17 protein-coding genes are annotated in these 21,311 nt (G+C 61.7%); 8 read left to right on the top strand and 9 right to left on the bottom strand.

The window, feature by feature from the left end; all coding sequences use genetic code 11:
* Positions 1-374: 374 nt before the first annotated feature.
* Positions 375-1,859 (bottom strand): NAD-dependent succinate-semialdehyde dehydrogenase, encoded by a 1,485-nt coding sequence (locus F3H96_RS24950; protein ID WP_149804343.1) that lies wholly within the window; start codon positions 1,857-1,859, stop codon positions 375-377.
* A gap of 138 nt (positions 1,860-1,997) precedes the next feature.
* On the opposite strand from F3H96_RS24950, the gene F3H96_RS24945 reads away from it, so the two are divergent.
* Complete coding sequence (locus tag F3H96_RS24945; RefSeq protein WP_149804342.1) at positions 1,998-2,672, top strand: FCD domain-containing protein; 675 nt, start codon at positions 1,998-2,000, stop codon at positions 2,670-2,672.
* A gap of 64 nt (positions 2,673-2,736) precedes the next feature.
* On the opposite strand, the gene F3H96_RS24940 is transcribed toward F3H96_RS24945, so the two are convergent.
* The 6 genes from F3H96_RS24940 to F3H96_RS24915 all read right to left on the bottom strand — a co-directional run bounded on the left by F3H96_RS24940 (position 2,737) and on the right by F3H96_RS24915 (position 7,606).
* Positions 2,737-4,056 (bottom strand): FAD-binding oxidoreductase, encoded by a 1,320-nt coding sequence (locus F3H96_RS24940; RefSeq protein WP_149804341.1) that lies wholly within the window; start codon positions 4,054-4,056, stop codon positions 2,737-2,739.
* Positions 4,057-4,103: 47 nt separating this feature from the next.
* Positions 4,104-4,457, bottom strand: coding sequence for a cupin domain-containing protein (locus F3H96_RS24935; RefSeq protein WP_149804340.1), 354 nt, complete (start codon positions 4,455-4,457; stop codon positions 4,104-4,106).
* On the bottom strand, positions 4,445-5,164 hold the full coding sequence (locus F3H96_RS24930; RefSeq protein ID WP_149804339.1) for an ABC transporter permease subunit: 720 nt from the start codon (positions 5,162-5,164) through the stop codon (positions 4,445-4,447). The genes F3H96_RS24935 and F3H96_RS24930 overlap by 13 nt, the downstream gene beginning before the upstream one ends.
* A gap of 1 nt (position 5,165) precedes the next feature.
* On the bottom strand, positions 5,166-5,879 hold the full coding sequence (locus F3H96_RS24925; RefSeq protein WP_149804338.1) for an ABC transporter permease subunit: 714 nt from the start codon (positions 5,877-5,879) through the stop codon (positions 5,166-5,168).
* A 54-nt stretch (positions 5,880-5,933) separates the two neighbouring features.
* Entirely contained in the window at positions 5,934-6,707 is a 774-nt protein-coding gene (locus tag F3H96_RS24920) for a transporter substrate-binding domain-containing protein (protein ID WP_244620140.1), read from the bottom strand.
* Positions 6,708-6,796: 89 nt separating this feature from the next.
* The gene (locus F3H96_RS24915) at positions 6,797-7,606 is read right to left on the bottom strand and encodes an amino acid ABC transporter ATP-binding protein (protein ID WP_149804352.1); all 810 of its coding nucleotides are present in this window, start codon (positions 7,604-7,606) and stop codon (positions 6,797-6,799) included.
* A gap of 472 nt (positions 7,607-8,078) precedes the next feature.
* Here F3H96_RS24915 and F3H96_RS24910 point away from each other — a divergent pair, with 472 nt between their 5' ends.
* The gene (locus F3H96_RS24910; protein WP_149804337.1) at positions 8,079-8,423 is read left to right on the top strand and encodes a hypothetical protein; all 345 of its coding nucleotides are present in this window, start codon (positions 8,079-8,081) and stop codon (positions 8,421-8,423) included.
* A 403-nt stretch (positions 8,424-8,826) separates the two neighbouring features.
* A complete protein-coding gene (locus F3H96_RS24905) occupies positions 8,827-10,590 on the top strand; it encodes an adenylate/guanylate cyclase domain-containing protein (protein ID WP_149804336.1) in 1,764 nt (587 codons plus the stop codon).
* Between the two features lie 327 nt (positions 10,591-10,917).
* On the opposite strand, the gene F3H96_RS24900 is transcribed toward F3H96_RS24905, so the two are convergent.
* Positions 10,918-14,286, bottom strand: coding sequence for an adenylate/guanylate cyclase domain-containing protein (locus F3H96_RS24900; RefSeq protein WP_280177792.1), 3,369 nt, complete (start codon positions 14,284-14,286; stop codon positions 10,918-10,920).
* Positions 14,287-15,057: 771 nt separating this feature from the next.
* Positions 15,058-15,915 carry a GNAT family N-acetyltransferase gene (locus F3H96_RS24895; RefSeq protein ID WP_149804334.1) on the bottom strand — a complete coding sequence of 286 codons (858 nt, stop codon included), beginning with the start codon at positions 15,913-15,915 and terminating at the stop codon, positions 15,058-15,060.
* Positions 15,916-16,190: 275 nt separating this feature from the next.
* Here F3H96_RS24895 and argE point away from each other — a divergent pair, with 275 nt between their 5' ends.
* The 5 genes from argE to F3H96_RS24870 all read left to right on the top strand — a co-directional run bounded on the left by argE (position 16,191) and on the right by F3H96_RS24870 (position 21,296).
* Positions 16,191-17,315 (top strand): acetylornithine deacetylase, encoded by a 1,125-nt coding sequence (gene argE, locus F3H96_RS24890; RefSeq protein ID WP_149804333.1) that lies wholly within the window; start codon positions 16,191-16,193, stop codon positions 17,313-17,315.
* A gap of 13 nt (positions 17,316-17,328) precedes the next feature.
* A complete protein-coding gene (locus tag F3H96_RS24885) occupies positions 17,329-18,252 on the top strand; it encodes a glyoxylate/hydroxypyruvate reductase A (protein WP_149804332.1) in 924 nt (307 codons plus the stop codon).
* Positions 18,253-18,275: 23 nt separating this feature from the next.
* Positions 18,276-18,629, top strand: a complete 354-nt coding sequence (locus F3H96_RS24880; protein WP_149804331.1) for a cupin domain-containing protein — start codon at positions 18,276-18,278, stop codon at positions 18,627-18,629.
* Positions 18,630-18,778: 149 nt separating this feature from the next.
* Positions 18,779-20,242, top strand: coding sequence for an aldehyde dehydrogenase (locus F3H96_RS24875; protein WP_149804330.1), 1,464 nt, complete (start codon positions 18,779-18,781; stop codon positions 20,240-20,242).
* Between the two features lie 10 nt (positions 20,243-20,252).
* Positions 20,253-21,296 carry a tartrate dehydrogenase gene (locus F3H96_RS24870; protein WP_149804329.1) on the top strand — a complete coding sequence of 348 codons (1,044 nt, stop codon included), beginning with the start codon at positions 20,253-20,255 and terminating at the stop codon, positions 21,294-21,296.
* Positions 21,297-21,311 lie beyond the last annotated feature (15 nt).

Raw genomic sequence — 21,311 nt, 5'->3', positions numbered from 1 at the left:
TTCGTCATGGGCAGCGCCTGTTCGCTTAGTGTCGAAGCCGGTTTCAAATCAAGACGACTCTCCTCACCGGCCAATCTCGTGAGCAGCTAGAATTACACTCGCTTCATGCATACGAGATCGATTTGACGTACACGGACTCCGGCCCGACACGCCGATCGTGAAAGACCTAGCTCGATCGCTCGTTCGCCAAATCCCATATATAGTTCCCGACTTGGCAGTTCCCATGTCTGAGCCGTCGCCTGGACAATTTTCTCCCCCTTGCAGTTTTTCTGTCATCGGGCGGAATTTTTGGGCCTTTTTTGCTCGCAAATTTTGCCATATGTGAGCGCAGTGCCGGCTGTTTTCGATCCCGGTTGCGGGGTCTGGTCATGTCGTTACCAGTTGGTCGCGATGTATTTGGGCTGGAGATATTCAAGCAGGCCGTGTTGCCCTCCCTCCCGGCCGAGCCCGCTCTGCTTCATCCCGCCAAACGGCGCTGCCGGATCCGAGACTACGCCACGATTGATGCCGACCATCCCACTTTCGATGCGTTCGGCAACGCTCAGGGCGCGCCTGAGATCACCACTGAAGACGTACGATATGAGTCCATACTCTGTGTCGTTCGCTAGCCGTACAGCCTCGTCTTCCGTATCGAAGGGCGTGACCGCTGCGACCGGCCCAAAGATCTCTTCCTTCGCAATATCGGACTCGGGAGATACGTCAGCTAGGACTGTGGGAGGATAGAAGAAGCCCTCGCCAGACCCCGGTTTACCGCCCGTTTCGATCCGCGCCCCACGGGCAACGGCATCCTTCAGTAGGCGATCGACCTTCTCCACCGCGGTTGCTGTAATAAGCGGCCCGAGCTGGGTCGTCGCTTGGAGACCCGGCCCCACTGAAAGTGACGACATTTGCTCGGTAAGCCGGCGGACAAAACCGTCGTAGATGCCGCGCTGCACATAGAAGCGATTCGCCGCAGTGCAGGCTTCTCCGCCGTTGCGCATCTTGGCGACCATGGCGCCGGCGACGGCATCCTCGAGATCCGCATCATCGAACACGATGAAAGGAGCGTTGCCACCGAGTTCCATCGAACAACTGATGACCCGGTTGGCGGCCTCGCGCAGGAGGATGCGCCCAACGGCGGTCGAACCCGTGAAAGATAGTTTACGCACCCGACTGTCGCGCAGCATCGCGCTCACCACAGGCCCCGCGGCCGTGGTCGTCACGATGTTGACGACACCTTCGGGCAGACCAGCTTCCATGAGGATCGCGCCGATCGCCAACGCGGTCAGCGGGGTCTCAGCCGCCGGCTTTAGTACGCACGTGCAACCCGCCGCAAGCGCCGGGGCGATCTTGCGGGTCGCCATGGCAGCGGGGAAATTCCAGGGCGTGACGAGAACGGCAATGCCAATCGGCTGGTATTGAACCAGGATTCGATTTGCACCGCCCGGCGCGTAGCCTATGTCGCCGAGAGTGCGCACCCCTTCCTCAGCGTACCAACGGAAAAACTCTGCGGCATAGGTTACCTCGCCGCGAGCGTCCGGGAGTGCCTTGCCGTTCTCCAGAGATATCAGTTGCGCCAGCCATTCGGCACGATCGAGCATGAGCTGGTGGCAGCGCATCAGGATGTCCGATCGCCGGCGTGAGGCTGTTTGCCTCCACATCGTCGCAGAGGCCTCCGCAGCATCGATCGCCCGGATTCCGTCGGTGACTGCGCCGTCTGCGACAGATGCGATCGTGCGCCCATTGGATGGATCGGCGACATCAAACCGATTGCTGCCGGTTGCACCTGTCCATTTGCCACCCACCAGCAGCTCTACAGGAGCGCTTGCAACGATAGCCGCAACATCCGCGCATTCGATATCCCTTGCTGTCTGAGTCACACTGATCCTCTCGCGGCTTTAGAAACATATGCAACCAATCTGTGGACTGCTGGAACCATTATGAAATTGGTATTGCAACCGGTGTCAAGATAGATCAAATTGGTTGTGGAGAAATCTGCCGCGTTCTGGAGTGGTCGCATGACCGTTGTTTTGAGGGATTTCATTGAGGCGGAAGGATTGCAGCCAGGCGACCGGCTGCCACCTGAGCGCGATCTAGCAGTCAAGCTCGGTTTGCCCCGCACGGCCCTGCGGCGCATGCTGACCGAGTTGGAGCAAGAGGGGCGCCTTCTTCGTCATGTGGGGCGTGGCACTTTCGTCGCCGAGCGGGGCGCAACCGCAAGCGCTCCGTATCGCGCACAGAATGCCTCCCGGAAGGAATTGTGGACTTATCCCGCTGAGGTCTTCGAAGCACGATTAATCATCGAGCCGAAGGTGGCTGCGCTCGCGGCGTTGCGGGCGACGCCCTATGAAACCGAAGAGATGCAGAAGGTCATCCAGCATGGCAGTACCGCCGCGACGCTGGCGGAGTTCGAGCGTTGGGACGCTGCATTCCATCAATTAGTAGTGTCGGCGGCCCGCAACGGATTGCTGGCCTCGCTCTACGAAGGTATTCACTCGCTTCGGGCGGGGCGGCTTTGGGGGCGCATGAAAGAGCAGTCTCTGACGAAACAGCGTATGCAGGAGTATACGGCTCATCATCGCGCGATCTTACAGGCGATCACTGACCGGGATGGTGGGCAGGCCGAACAAAGAATGCATAACCATATCTTGACCGCGAGGGCCAACATTCTCGGATCAGAGACAATGGGCTAAGTGGGCATCGCCAACAATACTGAGCCCGCCGCAGACCAAAAGAAGATCAAGGTCATCGGTGCTTTCACTCGGTCCGTCGGCGCCGCATCGCGCGCTTATCCCGCCATTCGTAAAGGGAATAGACAAGCGGGATGAACCACGGCTTGCCTCGGTAAAACGGTACGGCCTTCGGCGCGGGGTCGAAATCGAAGGCGGACTGCGCCTTTTCGGCTTCGCCGAGGATCTTGAAGGCAGCCTTCTTGCCCAGCCAGCGGGCCCAGACCACTCCGGAGCCGCAGAACCCGGTGGCGTAAACCGTATCGCCCGAGGTGAAAATCCGTGGCACCATGTCGCGATGCATCGCGACCTGGCCAAACCAACTATGCGTCAGGCCAATGCCCACCAGTTCGGGGAAAATCCTGCCAAGTTCGCTGCGCAGATGGGTGGTCGGCGCCAGCGCGCCTCCCGCCGTGGTGCCATCCCTGCCGCCAAAGAGGATGCGCGATCCGTCCGCCGAGGGGCGATAGTAATAGCTGAGCTGGCGCATGTCGCCATACATCATGCGCTTCGGCATCAACCGATCCATCGCCCCTTCGGCCAATGGCTCAGTAGCGATGATGCGGCTGCGTACCGGCACAATACGACGGCGCAGCCAAGGATCGAAGCCGTCCGTGTAGGCATCCGTGCAGATCAGCACCTTCCTGGCGAAAACGTCGCCACGCGACGTTCTCACACGGACCCCGCCGGCCTCGGCGATCGTCGCCGTAACGGCTGTGTTCTCATGGATCACCGCCCCGGTTGCCGTCGCCACCCTTAGAATACCCGCAAGCAGCTTGGCCGGATGCAGGCCACCGGTATCCATCCGCACGAATCCACCCGTGTAGAAATCCGTCACGATATAGGTCGGCACGTCCAATCGGGCGACAGGATGAGCCTCGATGCCTAAGAAGCGCCGCAGTAGATCGGCGGAGCGGCTGAGTTCGTCGCATTCATCCGCGTTGATCGCACCGACGAAGAGGCCGGAGAGATGGAAGTCACAGTCCACCTTCTCCTCCTTCAGAAAGGTCCATAGGTCTTCCCGCGCGGCCTTTCCCTCCATCAGGATCTCGGTGGCGCGGGCCTCGCCGAATCTTCTGATCAACTCCTTGCGCCCAGGTCGAATGCTCCCGCTCGCCATGCCGCCGTTACGACTGGAAGCCGCCTGCCCCAGCGCCTGGCGATCAAAAAGCTGGACACTGCGACCGGCACGAGCAAGCTCGATGGCCGCCGAAAGTCCTGCATAGCCTCCCCCAACGACCGCCACGTCGCATTTGGGGACGACGGGGTGGACTGTGAGAGGAGAGAAGGTGCAATCGTCCCACCAATAGGGCGTGGATTTGAAGGCGCCAGCGGAAACGGCGGTCATGGGAACCTACAGCTTTTGGTCGGACAAGCGCGGGCAAGCACTATCGGTCAATCACGTGAGACCCAGAGTTTGCGCGTGGTTTCGATGGCGCGCCATATGCCGGTGAAGCCCGGATGCATGACGAAAGCATCGCCAGCCGCGATGCGGCGCGGCTCGCAGCCATCCTCAATGAGTTCGGAGACACCTGAAAGGATGTAGCAGAACTCGAAAGTCTCGCCCTTGATCGAACGATAGGCGCCGGGCGTGACCTCCCAGACCCCTGCCTTCACGGCGCCGTCTGCGGTCTGGGCGATATTCCAGCTCAGAAAACGTGGATCGCCCTCCACAAGGCGGTCGGGCAGAGGCTGCCCTTTGCGTGGGCGCGGAAGAACATTCTGGTCGATGAACGTCAACTTGGACATGGGGATGCGGCCTTTCTGCGGGTTGGACGCCGTTCGAACCAAAGTTGCCGTTCCAAAAGCTTCAAGGCGGTCAGTCCGACGACATTGAGGGTGAGGTAGAAGACGGAAGTGATGATGAAAATGTCCATAATGGCGAAGGTTTCGCTCATCAGGCGTTTGGCCCAACCGGTGATTTCGAGCACAGCGATGGTTGAGGCGAGGCTGGATTCCTTGACGATAATGGCAACCTCACTGCTGTAGGACGGCAGCGCTTGTCGCAAGGCCAACGGGAACTTGATCCGGCGCAAGATAATCCAAGGCGACATGCCGCAGGCTTCCGCCGCCTCGACTAGCCCGCGCGGCAGGGAGAGGAAGGCCGTGCGAAAGATTTCGGCTGTGTAGGCGCCGGTGTTCAACAAGACCGCGAGAATGGCTGCGTGCAAGCCGTCGCCGATAAGCCACCAAATCACCGGGTTGGAGCGAAGGAACCCGACCTGCCCCAGTCCGTAGTAAATCACGAATATCTGCACCAGCATGGGCGTGCCGCGAAAGACAGAGCAATAGGCGTCGGCCGCCTTGCAAACCAAGCGATTGGGCGATGTGCGGGCGAGCGCCAGCAGGATGCCGAATGGCAGTCCTAAGCCCACGCCGAACACCGAGATCAGGAGCGTGGTCTTTGCGCCGGTGAGAAGGAACGGGATCGCATAGGCAACAATGGTGAAATCCATTCTAACCTCCGCTGAAGCCGCGATTGGTATGGCGCTCAGCCAGGCCGAACAGGGTCTGGCTGACTGCCGTCATGGCGAAGAACAGAGAAGCTGCGATGCAGTAAAAGAGAAGTGGCGAGCGCGTGATGCCGGCGGCGATAGCCGCCATACGCATGAGTTCCTGCATGCCGACGATGGAAACGAGCGAAGTATCCTTGATCGTCATCTGCCAGACATTGTTGATCCCGCCGAGAGCAAGTCTCAACGCGAGTGGCAACGTGATTCTGAGAAAGGCGACCGATGGAGGCAACGCCAGAGATTTCGCGGCTTCAAGAAGGCCTTTGGGAACGGTTTCCAAAGCGCCGCGCATCACCTCGATCGAATAGGCGCAGGAAATGGTCGCGATGGCGAGGATGCCGATGATGGACGGGTAGGCAGTTTCAGCTATGTCTCGGTAGCCGAAGACGACGGCGACCTTCTGCACCCAGTCGACAGAGCCGAAGAACAGGAGATAGATCACAAGAAGGCCCGGCACGCCGCGGACGACGATGCTGTAGACATCGACCATCTGGGACAGCACCGGGATTCGCTGCCAGCGCGCGATGGCAAACGGGACGGCTGCGATCAACCCGATCACCATGCCGACCAGACCGATGCAGATCGTGACGAGGGCGCCACGCAGCAAAGCGAGCCCCCAGCCCTGCTCCACAATCAGCGACCAGAGAGTTTCAAACATGGACGACATCCGTCGGGCCGTCGCCGACTGCGACGGCCGGTTGTTGCGAGAGGATCACTTCTTGCAAGGAATGGTGTAGTCGTCCTTGAACCACTTGAGGGAAGACTCCTTGATCTTGCCTCCATTGATCATGTTGCAGAGCGCGGCATCTACCTTGGCCTTGAGTTCGGCATTGCCCTTGCGCAAACCGACGCCCATGCCGTGGCCGAGAGTTTCAGGATCGTTCATCGCAGTAATCTTGACATCGATCTTCGTGAAGTTGACGCCGTCCGGCGTAGCGAGGAAATCCATCCAGGTCGGGGAGTCGCCGAAAGCGGCATCCAGGCGGCCAGCCGCAAGGTCAGCGGTCTGCTGAGTGGTGGCATCATAAGTCTTGAGGTCGGCGCTGGCCGCCCGCTTGCCGATGAATTTGGCATAGGTCGTGCCTGTCACGACGCCGACACTCTTTCCGGCGAGCGCCTTTTCGATCTCCTCGAGACTCTTGAGCCCGGCAAGAGGAGAGTCTTTGGGGACCACGAAATAGAGTGGCGTGGTTGCGTACGGGATGGAGTAGTCGATCTTCTTCTGGCGCTCGGCAGTGATGCCAAGGCCGGAAATGATCACGTCGAAGCGGTCGCTATCCATGGAGGGAACCAGCGAGCTGAAAGCCTGCACCACGAATTTGCAATTCATCTTGAGTTCGGTGCAGATGCCGTTGGCGACGTCGGCATCGAAGCCGGTGACGTTTCCGTTTGCGTCGGCCATGCTGAACAACGGCGCGTCGCCTTCCGTGCCGACGCGTAGGACGCCTTCCTCGGCGCGCACGGCACCGGCTGCGGCGGCGAGCATGAAACCTGATACGAGAATCGAACGAAACATTTGAACTGAAAGCACGAGTGTTACCCCTTTTTTCTTTGTTCTAGTGAAGATAACCGCGTTCACGCGGCGGCTGGCATGACACTGGAGAGAAACCGTTTCACCGCCTCCGAGGCGGGGTTGCGAAACAACTCTTCCGGCGCATCGTCCTGCTCAAGGATACCTTCGCGCAGGAATATCATTCGGTTCGACACGTCGCGCGCAAACCGCATTTCATGGGTGACGAGAAGGATGGTCGCACCCTCCTCAGCAAGCGTGCGGATCACCTTCAGCACCTCGCCTACGAGTTCCGGATCGAGCGCGGAGGTGGGCTCGTCAAAAAGCATGATCTTTGGTCGCATCGCCAGCACCCGCGCGATCGCCACGCGCTGCTGTTGACCGCCTGAAAGCTGACTGGGATAGCGATCGCGAAACTCGGCCATCCCCACCTTGGAAAGCGCCAAAAGCGCCATATCTTCGGCCTCCCGCTTTGCCTTCCCGAGCACGTAGGCGAGCGCCTCCGTCACGTTGCCGATCACAGTGCGGTGCGGCCAGAGATTGAAGTTCTGGAACACCATGCCAGTTCGCTTGCGAAAGAGAGGGATCTTCGCGGCGTTGGTGATTTCGCTCTTGCCCGGTCGATTGGAGGTGATGGAGATCGCGTCGCCCATCACCTCGATCCTCCCTGAGGTCGGTGTCTCCAGAAAGTTTATGCAGCGCAAGAGCGTGCTCTTTCCCGAGCCGGACGCGCCAACAAGGGAGACGACCTCGCCCTCCGCCATCTGGAAAGTGACGTCGTTGAGGATCCTGACTGCGCCGAAAGCCTTGCTGAGTTCATGGACCTCGAGAACCGGGGGCGTGTCATGGCGTGCTCGGTCCCATTCAGCTTGCATCTTCTCAACGCCGGGCTGGGCCCTGTTGTCCGACGTTTGCGCGAGTTCGTTAATTGCTGCTTGGCGGATGTGACTATCGCTGCCGCTGCCGTCGGTGACGCCGCCGTCCGCAACGCATCTCCTCGAAACGATTCTATATCCCTTGCTGTCAGTCACACTCATTGGCTCGCTGCCTCCAGCAATTACGCGCAACCAATCTCTGCGTTGCTAAAACCAATATGAAATTGGTATTGCAACCGGTGTCAAGGCAGATCAAATTGGTTGCGGAAAAATCTGCTCACTTTTGCGCAACTGGCCGTATGAGCGACCGGCTGCCCCTTGAGCGCGATCTCATGGTCGAGATCGGTTTGCCTCGCACCGACCCGCGGCCACATGTTCGCCGAGACGGAGCAAGAGAACCTTCTTCGTCATGCGGGGGCGACACTTTCGTCGCCGAGTGCGGCGCGACCGCACGCTCTCCGCATCTGAAGGAATGTGGACTTATCGTGTTCAGGTCTTCGAAGCGCGATTGATCATCGGGCCGAAGGTGGCCGCGCTGCGAAAGCCAACTTTAAGTGGTGCACAAGCTGACTTCAACAGCCGACGGCGGCGCAAAACTGCCATTCCGCAGAAGACAAAAGGGATGGACGAGTGGCTGGATCGGCTTCTCGAATCGACTTCGGCGAACTGCTTCGTAACCTATTGGCGAATAAGGATTATGTTAGTCGTCGAGGGACAGATTTTAGCACAGAAAATCAATGCGTTAGTTGCTGGTTCGCCAAACCCATATCCTTCGTATGATCTCGTATGGTCTGGCGAACCTAAAGACAATGAGTGAAGCGATCATCGGTTCAGAGACTTATCTAGCACTGCCGTCTCGAGCGCGCGCCGCAGGCTCGTGGAATGACCAAAATGGGCTGAGAGCAGACCGGTAGCTTCGGTTTGCGAATCTTCAGGAGCGGACATTCAGGGCTAGGCGTGGGCAGCGTCCTGACGTGACCTTAGCCGGTCATTCGGTGCGGCACTCTCCATCGGCTCGAGCAGGCGCCTTCTGGGCAAGTTTCCGATGACAAAGGCGAAGGTTGGCTACCGGTTGCATGAAGCCCGAACAGTGAACAGTAAGCAACGTCTTTGATTGCCGTGACCTCCGCGGGCCAGCGAATCTGGCGTCCCGCTGCCAGACGGGCTAGATGGAATGTACGAGTTGACGAATTGCTGATCGTGACTCGAAAGGAAGTTGAATGGCCGAAGGCCGTGCACATCGTCGCCTCGCCGCTATCCTCGCGGCGGACGTGGTCGGCTATTCGCGCCTCATGGAGACCGACGAGGCAGGAACGCTCGCGCGGCTGAAGACGCTGCGCCAGAACATCATTGACCCCTCTATCGCCTCGCATTCAGGCCGGATCGTCAAGCTGATGGGCGACGGCGCCCTCGTCGAGTTCGCCAGCGCGGTCGAGGCGGTGACCAGCGCGGTCGAAATCCAGAACAAGATGCGCGAGCACAACGCCGACGCTGGAGACAACGCGATCTGGTTCCGCATCGGCATCAATGTCGGCGACATCATTGTCGAGGGTGACGACATCTATGGCGACGGCGTCAACATCGCCGCCCGGCTGGAAGCGTTAGCCGAGCCCGGCGGTGTGTTCATCTCCCGCACCGCTGCGGACCAGGTGCGCGATAAGGTGCCAATCAATATCGAGGACCGCGGCGACTTCGCGGTCAAGAACATTGCGCGCCCCATCCAGGTGTTCTGTGTCGTGGTCGACGACCGGCTCGCCAAGGCTGCCCAACGGGGCGAAGCGGCATCTTCCAAGCCGCCCAGAACTCCGTCGATTGCGGTTCTTCCGTTCGTCAATATCAGCGGCGATGCTGAGCAGGAGTACTTTGCCGACGGCATCAGCGAGGACATCATCACGGATCTGTCGAAGGTCGCCGGGCTGCTCGTCATCGCCCGCAATTCGAGCTTCACTTACAAGGGCAAGAGCATCGATATCCGCATCGTGGGGCGCGAGCTCGGCGTGACCTCGGTGCTGGAAGGCTCGATCCGGCGAGCCGGCAACCGGGTGCGGATCACCGCGCAGCTCATCGACGCCACGGCCGGTACACACCTTTGGGCGGACCGCTACGACCGTGACCTCACCGACATCTTCATGGTTCAGGACGAGGTAACGCGCCAGATCGTCGAGGCGCTGAAAGTCACGCTTACGCCAGCGGAGTCGGCGCGTATCTCGCGTACGCCAACGAGAAACATCGAGGCGCACGATCTCTTCCTGCGCGGGCGGGAGGCGTTGTTCGGTCCTGAAAAGACAAAGGAGTCTTTCGAGCGCGAAGTCGCGCTGTTCACCCAGGCGATCGAGCTCGACCCCGACTATGCCGAACCATATGTTGGTCTGGCCCACGCTTACAACCACGACTTCCAGAACCACTGGAGCGGGCGCACCGACAGCCAACAACTATCGGGCCACTACAGCAGGCTGGCGCTCGAGAAGGACCCCACCCTGCCCTATGCGCACTCTGTAGCCGCGATCGTGAAGTTCTGGGAGAAGGATCTGGCCGGACATCGCGAAGAAGTGGAGAAGGCGCTGGCGCTCAACCCCAACTTCGCGTTGGCCCTCCGCATGCGCGGGGTGGGCAACATCTACAACGGCGCGCCGCTCGAGGCGATTCCGGATCTGGAGCACGCGCTGCGCCTCGATCCGCTGGTGGGGCACTTGACCTGGCAGTTCATCGGCTCCGCCTATCTCATCGCCGGCCAATACCAGAAGGCAGTCGAGGCCTTCCGTGAGCGGATTCGCCTCTCGCCCAAGACCGACCTGTCGCGCGGGTTTCTCATTGCCGCCCTTGGTCACCTCGGCGAAGTCGACGAGGCGCGGCGTGTTTGGGCGGAACTGAAAGAGATAAATCCGAACTATCGCATCTCGGAGCATGTCGGGCGGCTACCATTCCGGGATCCCGCTGATGCCGAACGCATCCGGGTCGGCTTCGCCATGGCGGTATCCGAATAAGCGGTTGCGCTGCCCTCTTTTGCGGGCGCGACCGCGACCTCCAGCGTGGTCGCCGGTAATGTCTGGTTTCGGGCAAGGGAACGCTGACCTTTTCGGCCGATAAGCGGCACGAGAACAGACCGGCAGCTTCGGTCTGCGAATCTTCAGGAGCGGACATTCAGGTTGGGCGTGGGCATCGTCGTGACGTGACCAGAAGCGCACCCTGCTAGGCCGATTTCGTTGCTCGAAATGCGGACCTTCGCTGCAAGACCTTTTTGACCCAGACCGATCCAAGCAATCGTAAATCACCCGCCTGAGCCGCCCTTCATGGGCAGCATAACGACTGCTTCAAGATGGGCAGCCGGCCTTCTCCAAATCCTCCAAAAGCAGTTTCGCCTCCATCAGATCGGGCGTTTCGAAACCTTCGCTGAACCAGTGGTAGACCGGCGCCAAGAGATCCCGGGCTGCATGGCAGCGACCCTGCTCCAGCCAGAAGCGGGCTAGGCTGCTTGCCGCTCGTAGTTCGAAGGACTTGGCGCTCTGGCTGCGTGCAATTGAAAGAGTTCGCTCGAAACATGCCTCGGTTTCAGCCGGCGAGGCACCTTGTAGCCTCCGTAACTCCCCCTCAAGCCGCTGAAGTTCTGCGGCCCACATGTGTTCGCTGTTTTGTGCGATCAGGTCATGCGCTCGGGCAATGACATGCAATCCTTCTTCAGCCTGTCCTAGCTGTGCATGGGCTGCCGCCAGCATGCAGAGATAGCGGGCCTGATACCAGTTCACCCCAAAAGCTGCGCGGTCGGCAATGCTTTGGCGCATAAGCGCAATCCCGGCTTCTGCGGCACCCTCTTGCACCCTCGCCCAGCCCTGAAGGATCAGGGCGTTTAACCGCCAATAATGCAGGCTGTGGCGCTCGGCCAGCTCAACTATGGCCTCGGCATGCGCACGGACACCGGCGACATTGCCGAGGAGTTCATCGAGTCCTGCGCCCGCGTAATTGTGGACATAGGCTGTGAGGTTCGCCTGGTTCAACTCCGCAGCGCAGGCGAACGCCGCGTTGCTGAAGCGGCGTGCCTGGTCGGGAAAGCCCAGGATCCAGAGCACCAGTGTAAGATAGGTGAGAGCGTAGACCATGGGGTCGTGCACATAGTGGACCGGCTGTCCTCGATGCTGGCTGGGGTCGAACAGCGCGAGGATTGCTTCGAACTCCAAGCGAGCGTCAGCAAAGGCACCATCGTGCGTGGCGGTAATCCCGGCGAGACGATAACTGGCGAGCCGAACCAACGGGTTCGGCGAGCGCTCAGAGATCTGCCGCGCCTCCTGCACCAGCCGTTGCATCATAGGATGGTCGCCACGTAGCAAGTGAAAGGCAAATTCCCCACTGAGCGTCGCGACGAGCGGCTCCGGCTCGCCCAGCCGTTCGCAAAGTATCCGGGCGCGGCTGTACGCAGCGCCTGTTTGCGGAGCGGAATAACCGTAGACTGCGGTCAAGGGCGTGCCGATCGCGACTTGAAACGCCAGTTCCCGCCTATCTCGCTCGACGCTTTCGGGGAGTGTCTGAAGCGCCTCCAGCCCGCGCGTCAAGTGCCGGATTGCCTCGACATTGGCTGAACGCTCGACCGCCCGCGCGCCAGCCTGCAGTATGTAGTCGAGGGCACGTTCAATCTGGCGGGCCTCGGCGAAGTGATGGGCCAACAGCTCCGGCTCGCGCTTGCACCGGTCGGGAAAGCGCAGCTCCACGGCCTCGGCGATGCGGGCGTGCAACCGCTGCCGATCAGCCCGCAGGAGCGTGGTATAAGCCGCTTCCTGAACCAAGGCATGTTTGAAGGTGTAGATCGTGTCCGGCCGCGTGCCACGTTCGAACACCAGTTCAGCGGCAACGAGCCGGCTTAGCTGTTCGTCCAGTACTTCGTCGCTCATCTTTGCGACGGCGCGGATGAACTCATATGAGAAATCCCGACCGAGTGCCGCGCCGACCTGCGCAGCCTCTTTTGCCGCCGCACCCAGCCGGTCAAGGCGCGCCATCAGAGATGCGTGCAAGGTCGCAGGGATCCCGGACAGGGCCGATATTGGACGCCCCATATTTGTTGACGTGTCAACTGCGCCGGCTTCCAGCACGGCCTTCGTCAGCTCCTCCAGGAACAGAGGAATGCCGTCTGTACGATCAACAATCTCATCGACCAGCTGGTTAGCGAGCGACGATCTCGTGCTCTGTACAATGCGCCGAACGAGGGCAGCCGCCTCGCTCGGACCGAGCCGGTTCAGAGGACGGGGCGTGACGTGCGGACAACTCACCCAGGGTGGCTGGAACTCAGGCCGGCAAGTTATCACCGCCAGCAGGGGCAAACGCGCTGCATGGATGACGATGTCGTCGAGGAGCTCGCGCGAGGTCGGGTCAGCCCAGTGAGCATCTTCGAAGACCATGAGCACAGGCGCATTTCCTGCCAGGACCTCAAGCTGATGCCTGAGAGCGGCAAAGATCCACTCCTTCTTCTTTTGCGGCGCGAGCTCGAGCTGAGCCGCATTCGCTTCCGGTGAGGACACGGACAGCAATTCGGCCAAGAGCGCGAGGTCCGTCTCAGTCGCTGCCGTAGGCTTAAACAGGGTCGCCAGCTTGTCGAGCTTTGCTACCGGGGTGTCGTCGCGCTCGAACCCCGCTGCTCGTTCGAGTTGACGGATAATCGGATAGAGTGGGCTGTCTTGGTGGTGTGGTGAGCAGAAATGCCGCAGCCGTGCGTGCCGTTCACCGCGGAGCTGTTCCAGCAGAGCGGTGATTGTGCGCGACTTGCCGATCCCCGGCTCGCCCGAGAGCACTACTACCTGGCCCTCGCCGTCCTTCGCTTGCGCCCATCGCTGCAGGAGCAGCGCAATTTCCTCTTCACGCCCGACGAGAGGCGTCAACACTGACGCGTGGAAAGCTTCGAAACGGCTCTCGATAGCGCTTGGTCGCAAGACCTGCGCTACCCCTACGTGCCCGACAAAGCCCCGGATAGCAATCTTACCGAAGTCCTTGTACTCGAAGAGGTTCCCAAGGAGACGGCGTGTTGTTGGACAGATCATAACGCTGTCGGGTTCAGCGAGTGTCTGGAGGCGCGCGGCCAGATTCGGCGTCTCGCCAACGATATCGCGCTCGTGAGCGCCCCCTGAACCAACGAGGTCGCCGACGACGACCACGCCTGTGGCGATTCCGACGCGCACCTGCAACGGTTCCGGGGCTGGGAGCTGCCCGACTGCGTCAACAAGATCAAGGCCGGTGCTTACGGCTCGCTCGGCGTCATCCTCGTGCGCCTCAGGGTAGCCGAAGTAGGCGAGCACACCATCGCCCATGTAATGTGCCACGAAGCCCTCGTGCTGTCCTACAACGTCCGCTACGCGGGCGTGATAAGCGCCAATCACGCCGCGAAGATCCTCAGGATCGAGACGCGCCGAAAGCGTTGTCGAGCCCACCAGGTCGCACAACATGACGGTGATCTGGCGGCGCTCCGCTCCGGAAGAGATAGTGTCGGGCGACGATGGAAGGGAAGGATATTCGGCTCGCGCTGCTCTGCTTACCTCGTGTGAGCCCGGGCTGGTCAGGTGGGAACCGCAATCGCCGCAGAACTTCTTGCCCGCTTGGCTCTCGGCCCCGCATGCCGGACACCGCTGCGGCAGCGGCGTGCCGCACACGTCACAGAAAATCTTGCCGTCCTGCATGGCGGCTTGGCATTGCGGGCACTGCACGGTTGGTCCCGCCTCGATAACTGATCCAGTATACTGTCACTTCCGGATCGCCACCAAGGCACGAACTCGGGTATTGCGACCGCGGTTGGTTAGGAATCGACGCTGGCCATTACGCAAAGTGTCCGCTTCGGGGAAACGGCCGGAACCGGCTCCTGGCCCGACCGCAACCTCCAGCGTGGTCGCCGGTAATGTCCGCTATAGCGCGGTGGCAAGCCTGACTTCAACGGCCGACATGGGGCGCATAGCGGTCGTTTAGCACGTGAACTATCGGACGTTTGCGCTGACGTTCACGACCGGGTGAGCGCGCGCGCCAGAAAGTTGAAGTACCCTCAAATTCTTCCCAAAGCCGACTCTAGTGTCCCAATTTGCGCCAAAAGCAAACGCAATTCGGGCTGAGGCGCGACCCAGAAAGTGCGAAAAGCTTCCAGGAACCGCAGTCGATCGCGAATTGTAGAACAAATCTATCGACCGTTTCGGGGCCGCAAGCAGTGTGTCGCTTCGCAGATGACCGGGTCGGATAACAGACCCGTGCGCCGCGCAGCGACAACCGCCCACACAAAGGATGGGCTGCCGCTTTGTTGTCTGACTCGACCTAGTCAGTAATCGCAAGTACGGCTGTGGAGAAGATAGTGCACACCAAGAAGCTCCATTGGCGTAGCCGAAGTACTTCCTTCCAGATGAAAGCAAAAAGGGCAGACCTAAACGCGGGGATCGCCTTGTGTGCCGACCGGCTTCGGGGGAGAAGGGTTTCGGCAAGCAATGCCAAGGCAACTACCCGAGGGTTTGGCTTGCCAGGGCAAAGGTCTTCGGCCTAGCCGAGCGGTCGTCGGAAAAATCGGCGAGGCGTTTGCCTAGCGACATGGTAAGCACCGTGTCGAAGACCGGCATCCCGGCGTGCGACAGGAAGGCCGCGAACTCGCCATTTTCGATATGGGTGTCGACCCTGAGGAAAGACCCCGAGTGGTTGGCTATGTGCGGCCGGACGATCGCCACGGCGTCAGTGTCGCCGTGGGCTACGACCGGCCCCACGACATGGCCACGGCCGAACGGCCGGCACAACGCGAAAGCGGTCAGCTTTTTCCCGTCGAAGAGGCCGTAGCCGGCCGAATGCGCGAACAGCTTTTCAATGAGCGCCGTCCGTCTCACGCCAAACCCCGCCGCGTCGAGCGCGATCACTGCCGCAACATCGCCTGTTTCCAAAGTCCGGATATCGCCGCGGCTCCCCGCCGGCACGTCCCTCGTCGGCACGCGGGCGACGCCCTGGCATTGGTAGACGGTCTTCTCCGGCTGGAAATCGAGCGAGAGGTAGAGCCGCCGCGCTGCGCGGGTGGCGTTGAGACGCAGATCGCGCCCGGGGATCCTGTCGAAGATCCTCTTCATCAGCCATTGCCCTGTCCCCAGGGTCTGTAGTCGGGGCGAGGTGATGACCATTCCGACCGTCGCGAAATCGGCGCCATGCGGAAACCACATGGCCGAGCCCAGAACCCGGCCGATCTCATCGAGCGCCACGAAGCCTTGCCCCGATTCACGCAGGAATTGCCAGTCCTCGGCCCGATGCGGCCATCCCACCGACAACGAGAGCGCGTGCAATCGGTCCAGGTCGACATTTTGGACGTCGGCGATCTGCATTGAGAAGGCATCGATTTTCAAGCTTTCGGACGGCTTCAATTCCTTGCCTCTGAAAGATTACGTAACGGGTGACATACAACGCCCCTGCCCTGCCAACGCTATACAACCGGGCCGATACGATTTGCTCGAATGCCGGATGCCAACGCAAGATTCAACTGAAACACTTCCGCTTTCGGCACGCAATCGCGATGGAATGCGCAGATGTTCTGTCGCAATTGTGCGGTTATGGCCGGCGGCGCCACACCGGCAACCCTGAAAATGCCATGAGGGCTCGAATGGACGTCTTCGACATTCTGGACCGTCTCGTCGCCTTTGCGTCGGTCGCCGGCGAGCCGAACGGCGACATTGCCGGCTGGATTGCGAGCTACCTCAAAGAACGTGGAGCAAAGGTCATCCTGCTGCCCGGGCCGGAAGGCGACCGTTCCAATCTTTTCGCCACGATCGGTCCGGCTGATGTCCCCGGCTACATCCTGTCCGGCCACATGGACGTCGTTCCCGCCGGCGAGCCGCAATGGACCTCGGATCCTTTCACGCTGCGCCGGCAGGACGAGCGGCTATACGGACGCGGCACCACGGATATGAAGGGATTTCTGGCCGCTGCGCTCGCGGCAGTGCCTGCGCTGACGAAACTACGCCTTGCCAGGCCAATCCACCTTGCCTTCTCCTATGACGAGGAGGTGGGATGCCGAGGCGTACCGCACCTGATCGCCCGCCTTCCCGAACTTTGCGCCAAGCCGCTCGGCGTCATCGTCGGTGAGCCGAGCGGCATGCGCGCCGTGCGTGGCCACAAGGGCAAGGCGGCCGCTCGCCTGACGATCCACGGGCGCCCTGGTCATTCCTCGCGGCCCGATCTCGGCCTCAACGCCATCCACGCCATGGCCAGTGCGCTGAGCGCGGCGGTGAGCGAAGCGGAGCAGCTGGCGCAGGGTCCGTTCGACCCGATCTTCGAACCAGCCTATTCCTCGCTGCAGGCCGGCGTGATCGCCGGCGGGCAGTCGGTCAACATCATCCCCGATATCTGCACGCTAGATCTGGAGGCGCGCGCGATACCGGGTGTCGACCCGGCCAGCCTCCTTGCGCCCGTAAAGGCGAGGGCCGAGGCCCTTGTACCCCAGGGCTACGTTGTGGGGTGGACGCCGATCAGCGCCTATCCGGCACTGTCACTGCCACGAGACGCAGCACTGGCAGCACTGCTCTGCGAATTGACCGGCGAAGCACCGCTTGCCGCCGTCAGCTACGGCACCGAGGCCGGACTTTATCAAGCAGCCGGGATCGATGCGATCATTTGCGGACCGGGCGATATCGGCCGCGCCCACAAGCCGGACGAATACATCCTCGCTGACGAGCTCGCCGCCTGCCAGCGGATGATCGAGGTGCTGGGCGCACGTTGCGCGGCCTGAAGGAGCAACCGGAATGACGTTCTTGTTCAACTCCGATGCCCGGCGCGGCGCGATTTTCGCCGAAGCCTTCGCGAAAGAGTTGCCCGACCTCCCCTTCGCCATGGATGCCGCGACGGTCCATCCGGACGCAGTGCGCTATCTCATCACCTGGACAGTGCCGGAAAACCTCGCATGCTACAGGAATCTGGAGGTCCTGTTTTCCATCGGTGCCGGTGTCGACCAGTTCCACTTCGACGCGGTGCCCGCGGCGGTGAAGGTTGTGCGCATGGTCGAGGAAGGCATCATGCGTATGATGCAGGAGTATGTCGCGCTGGCCGTGCTCGCGCTCCACCGCAACCTGCCCGCCTATCTGGCGCAGCAGCGTGCCGGCGAATGGCGCGACATACCGCAGTTCCAGGCCGGGTCACGCCGGATCGGCGTGCTCGGCCTCGGGACGCTCGGTCAGGCCGTCCTTGAGCGGCTGGAGCCTTTCGGCTTCCCGCTCGCGGGCTGGAGCCGCTCGCCGCGACGGATCGAGGGCGTGACCTGTTATCATGGCAAGCCCGGATTGAAGAAGATGCTTGTGACCAGCGACATACTGGTCTGCCTGCTGCCGCTGACCGAGGAAACGCGCGGTTTCCTCAATGCCGAGCTTTTCGCGAAACTGCCCGAAGGCGCGTCGCTCGTCCATACCGGCCGGGGGCCGCAGCTCGACCATGAGGCGCTCATCGCCGCGCTGGACAGCGGCCACCTTTGCGCGGCGATGATCGACGTCACCGATCCCGAACCGTTGCCAGCGGCCCATCCGTTCTGGTCGCATCCGAAGATCATCCTGACTCCGCATGTCGCGAGCATCACGCAGCCCGCAACCGCGGCACGCGCCGTCATCGAAAACATCCGACGCCACCGCGCCGGGCTCGATCCCATCGGGCTCGTCGACCGGTCGCGCGGCTATTGAAGTCCAACCTGAAAGGCTATCCCTTGTCCCTGCTCAAGACCGTCGACACCAGCCCTGCCTTCTCGCCACGCGAATCCAAGGCGCTGCCCGGACGGCTCATTGCCGGCGACCCCGCCTTCAAGACCTGGGCGCAGGATGCGGCCAAGGATGACCTGGTGCATACCGGTGTATGGGAAGCGACGCCCGGAGAGACGCGCTCGGTCAAGGGAGAGACTTTCGAGTTTTGCCACATCCTTTCGGGCGTGATCGAGATCACGCCCGACGCCGGCGAGACGGTGACCTACCGCGCCGGCGACAGCTTCGTGATGAAGCCCGGCTTCACAGGTGTCTGGAAGACCATCGAGACGGTGCGCAAGGTTTACGTGACCGTAGGGTAGTGGAGTCTGCGCGGGCCGGCGCCTCCGCAACAGATTTTGCCGTCCCTCATCGCCAGCGCGCAACAATCATCCGCGACTGATTGCCGAACGGTGCATGCTGCGCTGCTGCTCGCGCTAGGTTCCTCCAGAACAGCTGAGAGTGGGCGCCCATGGGCCTGAGCTTTGACCCGGATAACGTCTCCCCTCCCGTCGGCCACTTTATCGGCGGGAAGCTCATCGCGGCCGAGGGTGCGATCGAGATGCGCCGCCCATCGGACGGCAAGGCATACGCAGCCTGTCCGGTGGCTGGCATCGACATAGTCGACCGCGCGGTGGAAACCGCTAGGGCAGCGCTGAAGGCCAGCAACTGGGGCGGCGTCCGGCCGCGCGAGCGCACCAGGGTGCTCCAGGCCTGGGCCGATTTGATCGAGGCCGAAGCGGCAACGCTGGCCAGGATCGAAGCGCTGTCCTCCACCCGGCCCGTCGGTCAGCTCGTCGCCGGCGATATCGCCGTGACAGCCGAGCAGATCCGTTTCTTTGCCGAATTCGCCGATAAGGAAGGCACCGAATTGGTGCCGACCGACGACGCCAGCCTCGGCATGGTCATGAGCGAGCCCTATGGCGTGGTCGGCGCCATCACGCCCTGGAATTTTCCTATTTCGATGGCCGGCTGGAAGCTCGGTCCGGCACTGGCCGCGGGCAATGCCGTGGTGTTGAAGCCGTCGGAAATGACGCCCTTCTCGGCCATCCATATGGCGCAGCTCGCCGTCAGGGCTGGCCTGCCGTCCGGTTTGATCAACGTGGTGCTCGGCGACGGCCCGACGACCGGCACGGCGCTGACCGGCCATCCCGAGATCGCCAAGGTCAGCTTCACCGGCTCGACCCGCGCCGGTTCGGCGATCATGGAGAACGTCGCCCGCACCGGCGTCAAGCCGATGACGCTGGAACTCGGCGGCAAGAGTCCGCAGATCGTCTTTTCCGACGCAGATCTCGACAAGGCGGCAGCGGCGATTGCCGGCAGCGTCACCTTCAACGCCGGCCAGGCCTGCGTGGCCGGCACGCGGCTGATCGTCGAGAGGAGCGTGGCCGACAGACTGACCGCCGCCATCGTGGCGAAGATGAAGGCGGTGCGGCCCGGTCCGACCTGGGACGAGGCGACGCAGTATTCGCCGATCATCTCGGAACGGCAGCGGACGCGTGTCGACGGCATCGTGCGGGCCGCCCTCGAAGCCGGCGGCGAATGCCTTACCGGCAGCGGCGTCATGGACAACCCCGGCTATTTCTACGAACCGACGCTGGTCGCCAATGTCGACCAGGCCAATCCGGCGATCGTCGAGGAGATATTCGGGCCGGTCCTGACCGTCCAGACCTTCGAAACCGAGGAAGAGGCGCTGGCCTTGTCCAGCCATCCGACCTACGGACTGGCTTCCGGCCTGTTCACTTCCGACCTGTCCCGCACGATCCGTTTCGCGCGCAAGCTCGAAGCAGGCACTGTCTGGGTCAATCGCTACAGCCGCTCGCGTGACCATATCCTGCCGACCGGCGGCTATAAGCACTCCGGCATCGGCAAGGACCTGGGCCGTGAGGCCTATCTCGCCAACCGCAGGACCAAGAGCGTCCTGATCAGCCTGTGAAGAGGTGCCGATGAAGTCCTACTCGATCGCCCTGATCCCCGGTGACGGCATCGGCCGCGACGTGACCGCCGCCGCCTGGTCTGTGCTGCAGACCGCCGCCAAACACGCGGGCTTTGCCCTGACGGGAACCGAATTCCCCTGGTCTTGCCGCTTCTTCAAGGAAACCGGCCGCATGATGCCCGAGGACGGCATCGAGACCTTGCGCAGCTTCGACGCCATCCTTCTCGGCGCCGTGGGCTGGCCGGCGGAGGTGCCGGATTTCGTCTCGCTTCACGGCTTGTTGCTGCCCATCCGCAAGGCATTCGTGCAATACGCCAATATCCGGCCGCATCGCCTGCTGCCGGGCGTGACCGGCCCGCTGCGGGCCGAGAATTTCGACATCCTGTGCATCCGTGAGAACACTGAAGGCGAATATTCCGGCGCCGGCGGGCGTGTGCATCAAGGCACTGCGGACGAGGTCGCGGTGGAGACCTCGATCTTCACCCGCGCCGGGGTGGAGCGCATCCTGCGTTTCGGCTTCGAGCAGGCGCGAGCGCGGCGTGGCAAGCTAGCCTCCGTCACAAAGTCCAACGCGCAGAAATACTCGATGGTCTTCTGGGACGAGATCACACGAAAGCTGGCGGCGGATTATCCGGATGTCGCGGTGACCAGCTATCACGTCGACGCGCTCGCCGCGCGAATGATCATGGCGCCGGAGAGCCTTGACGTAGTCGTCGCCTCCAACCTGTTCGGCGACATCCTGACCGACATCGGCGCGGCGATCCAGGGCGGGCTCGGCTATGCCGCCTCCGCCAACATCAATCCCGACCGCTCGGCTCCGTCGATGTTCGAGCCTGTGCACGGCTCCGCGCCCGACATCGCCCATCTCGGCATCGCCAATCCGATCGCCACCATCTGGTCCGGCGCCATGATGCTCGATCATCTCGGCGAAAAGGCTGCGGCCGAGCGCGTCATGAAGGCCCTCGACGCGACGACCGCTCGAGGCATTGGAACCATCACTGGCAAGGACAGCACGGACGCCATCACCGCCGCCGTCGACGCGGCGCTCAACTGATTGCAAGGTCGTTTT

The sequence above is a fragment of the Mesorhizobium sp. NFR06 genome (assembly GCF_900115245.1).
Taxonomy (GTDB): domain Bacteria; phylum Pseudomonadota; class Alphaproteobacteria; order Rhizobiales; family Rhizobiaceae; genus Mesorhizobium.
This window is presented reverse-complemented; position numbering and strand designations above follow the sequence as displayed.

What these genes read in the sequence shown, in the direction of transcription:
- F3H96_RS24945 (WP_149804342.1), top strand. Translation starts at nt 1,998, where the DNA reads ATGACCGTTGTTTTGAGGGATTTCATTGAGGCGGAAGGATTGCAGCCA.
- F3H96_RS24895 (WP_149804334.1), bottom strand. Translation starts at nt 15,915, where the DNA reads ATGCAGATCGCCGACGTCCAAAATGTCGACCTGGACCGATTGCACGCG.
- F3H96_RS24925 (WP_149804338.1), bottom strand. Translation starts at nt 5,879, where the DNA reads ATGTTTGAAACTCTCTGGTCGCTGATTGTGGAGCAGGGCTGGGGGCTC.
- F3H96_RS24935 (WP_149804340.1), bottom strand. Translation starts at nt 4,457, where the DNA reads ATGTCCAAGTTGACGTTCATCGACCAGAATGTTCTTCCGCGCCCACGC.
- F3H96_RS24885 (WP_149804332.1), top strand. Translation starts at nt 17,329, where the DNA reads ATGACGTTCTTGTTCAACTCCGATGCCCGGCGCGGCGCGATTTTCGCC.
- argE (WP_149804333.1), top strand. Translation starts at nt 16,191, where the DNA reads ATGGACGTCTTCGACATTCTGGACCGTCTCGTCGCCTTTGCGTCGGTC.
- F3H96_RS24915 (WP_149804352.1), bottom strand. Translation starts at nt 7,606, where the DNA reads ATGCAAGCTGAATGGGACCGAGCACGCCATGACACGCCCCCGGTTCTC.
- F3H96_RS24940 (WP_149804341.1), bottom strand. Translation starts at nt 4,056, where the DNA reads ATGACCGCCGTTTCCGCTGGCGCCTTCAAATCCACGCCCTATTGGTGG.
- F3H96_RS24930 (WP_149804339.1), bottom strand. Translation starts at nt 5,164, where the DNA reads ATGGATTTCACCATTGTTGCCTATGCGATCCCGTTCCTTCTCACCGGC.
- F3H96_RS24910 (WP_149804337.1), top strand. Translation starts at nt 8,079, where the DNA reads ATGTGGACTTATCGTGTTCAGGTCTTCGAAGCGCGATTGATCATCGGG.
- F3H96_RS24905 (WP_149804336.1), top strand. Translation starts at nt 8,827, where the DNA reads ATGGCCGAAGGCCGTGCACATCGTCGCCTCGCCGCTATCCTCGCGGCG.
- F3H96_RS24875 (WP_149804330.1), top strand. Translation starts at nt 18,779, where the DNA reads ATGGGCCTGAGCTTTGACCCGGATAACGTCTCCCCTCCCGTCGGCCAC.
- F3H96_RS24920 (WP_244620140.1), bottom strand. Translation starts at nt 6,707, where the DNA reads ATGCTCGCCGCCGCAGCCGGTGCCGTGCGCGCCGAGGAAGGCGTCCTA.
- F3H96_RS24870 (WP_149804329.1), top strand. Translation starts at nt 20,253, where the DNA reads ATGAAGTCCTACTCGATCGCCCTGATCCCCGGTGACGGCATCGGCCGC.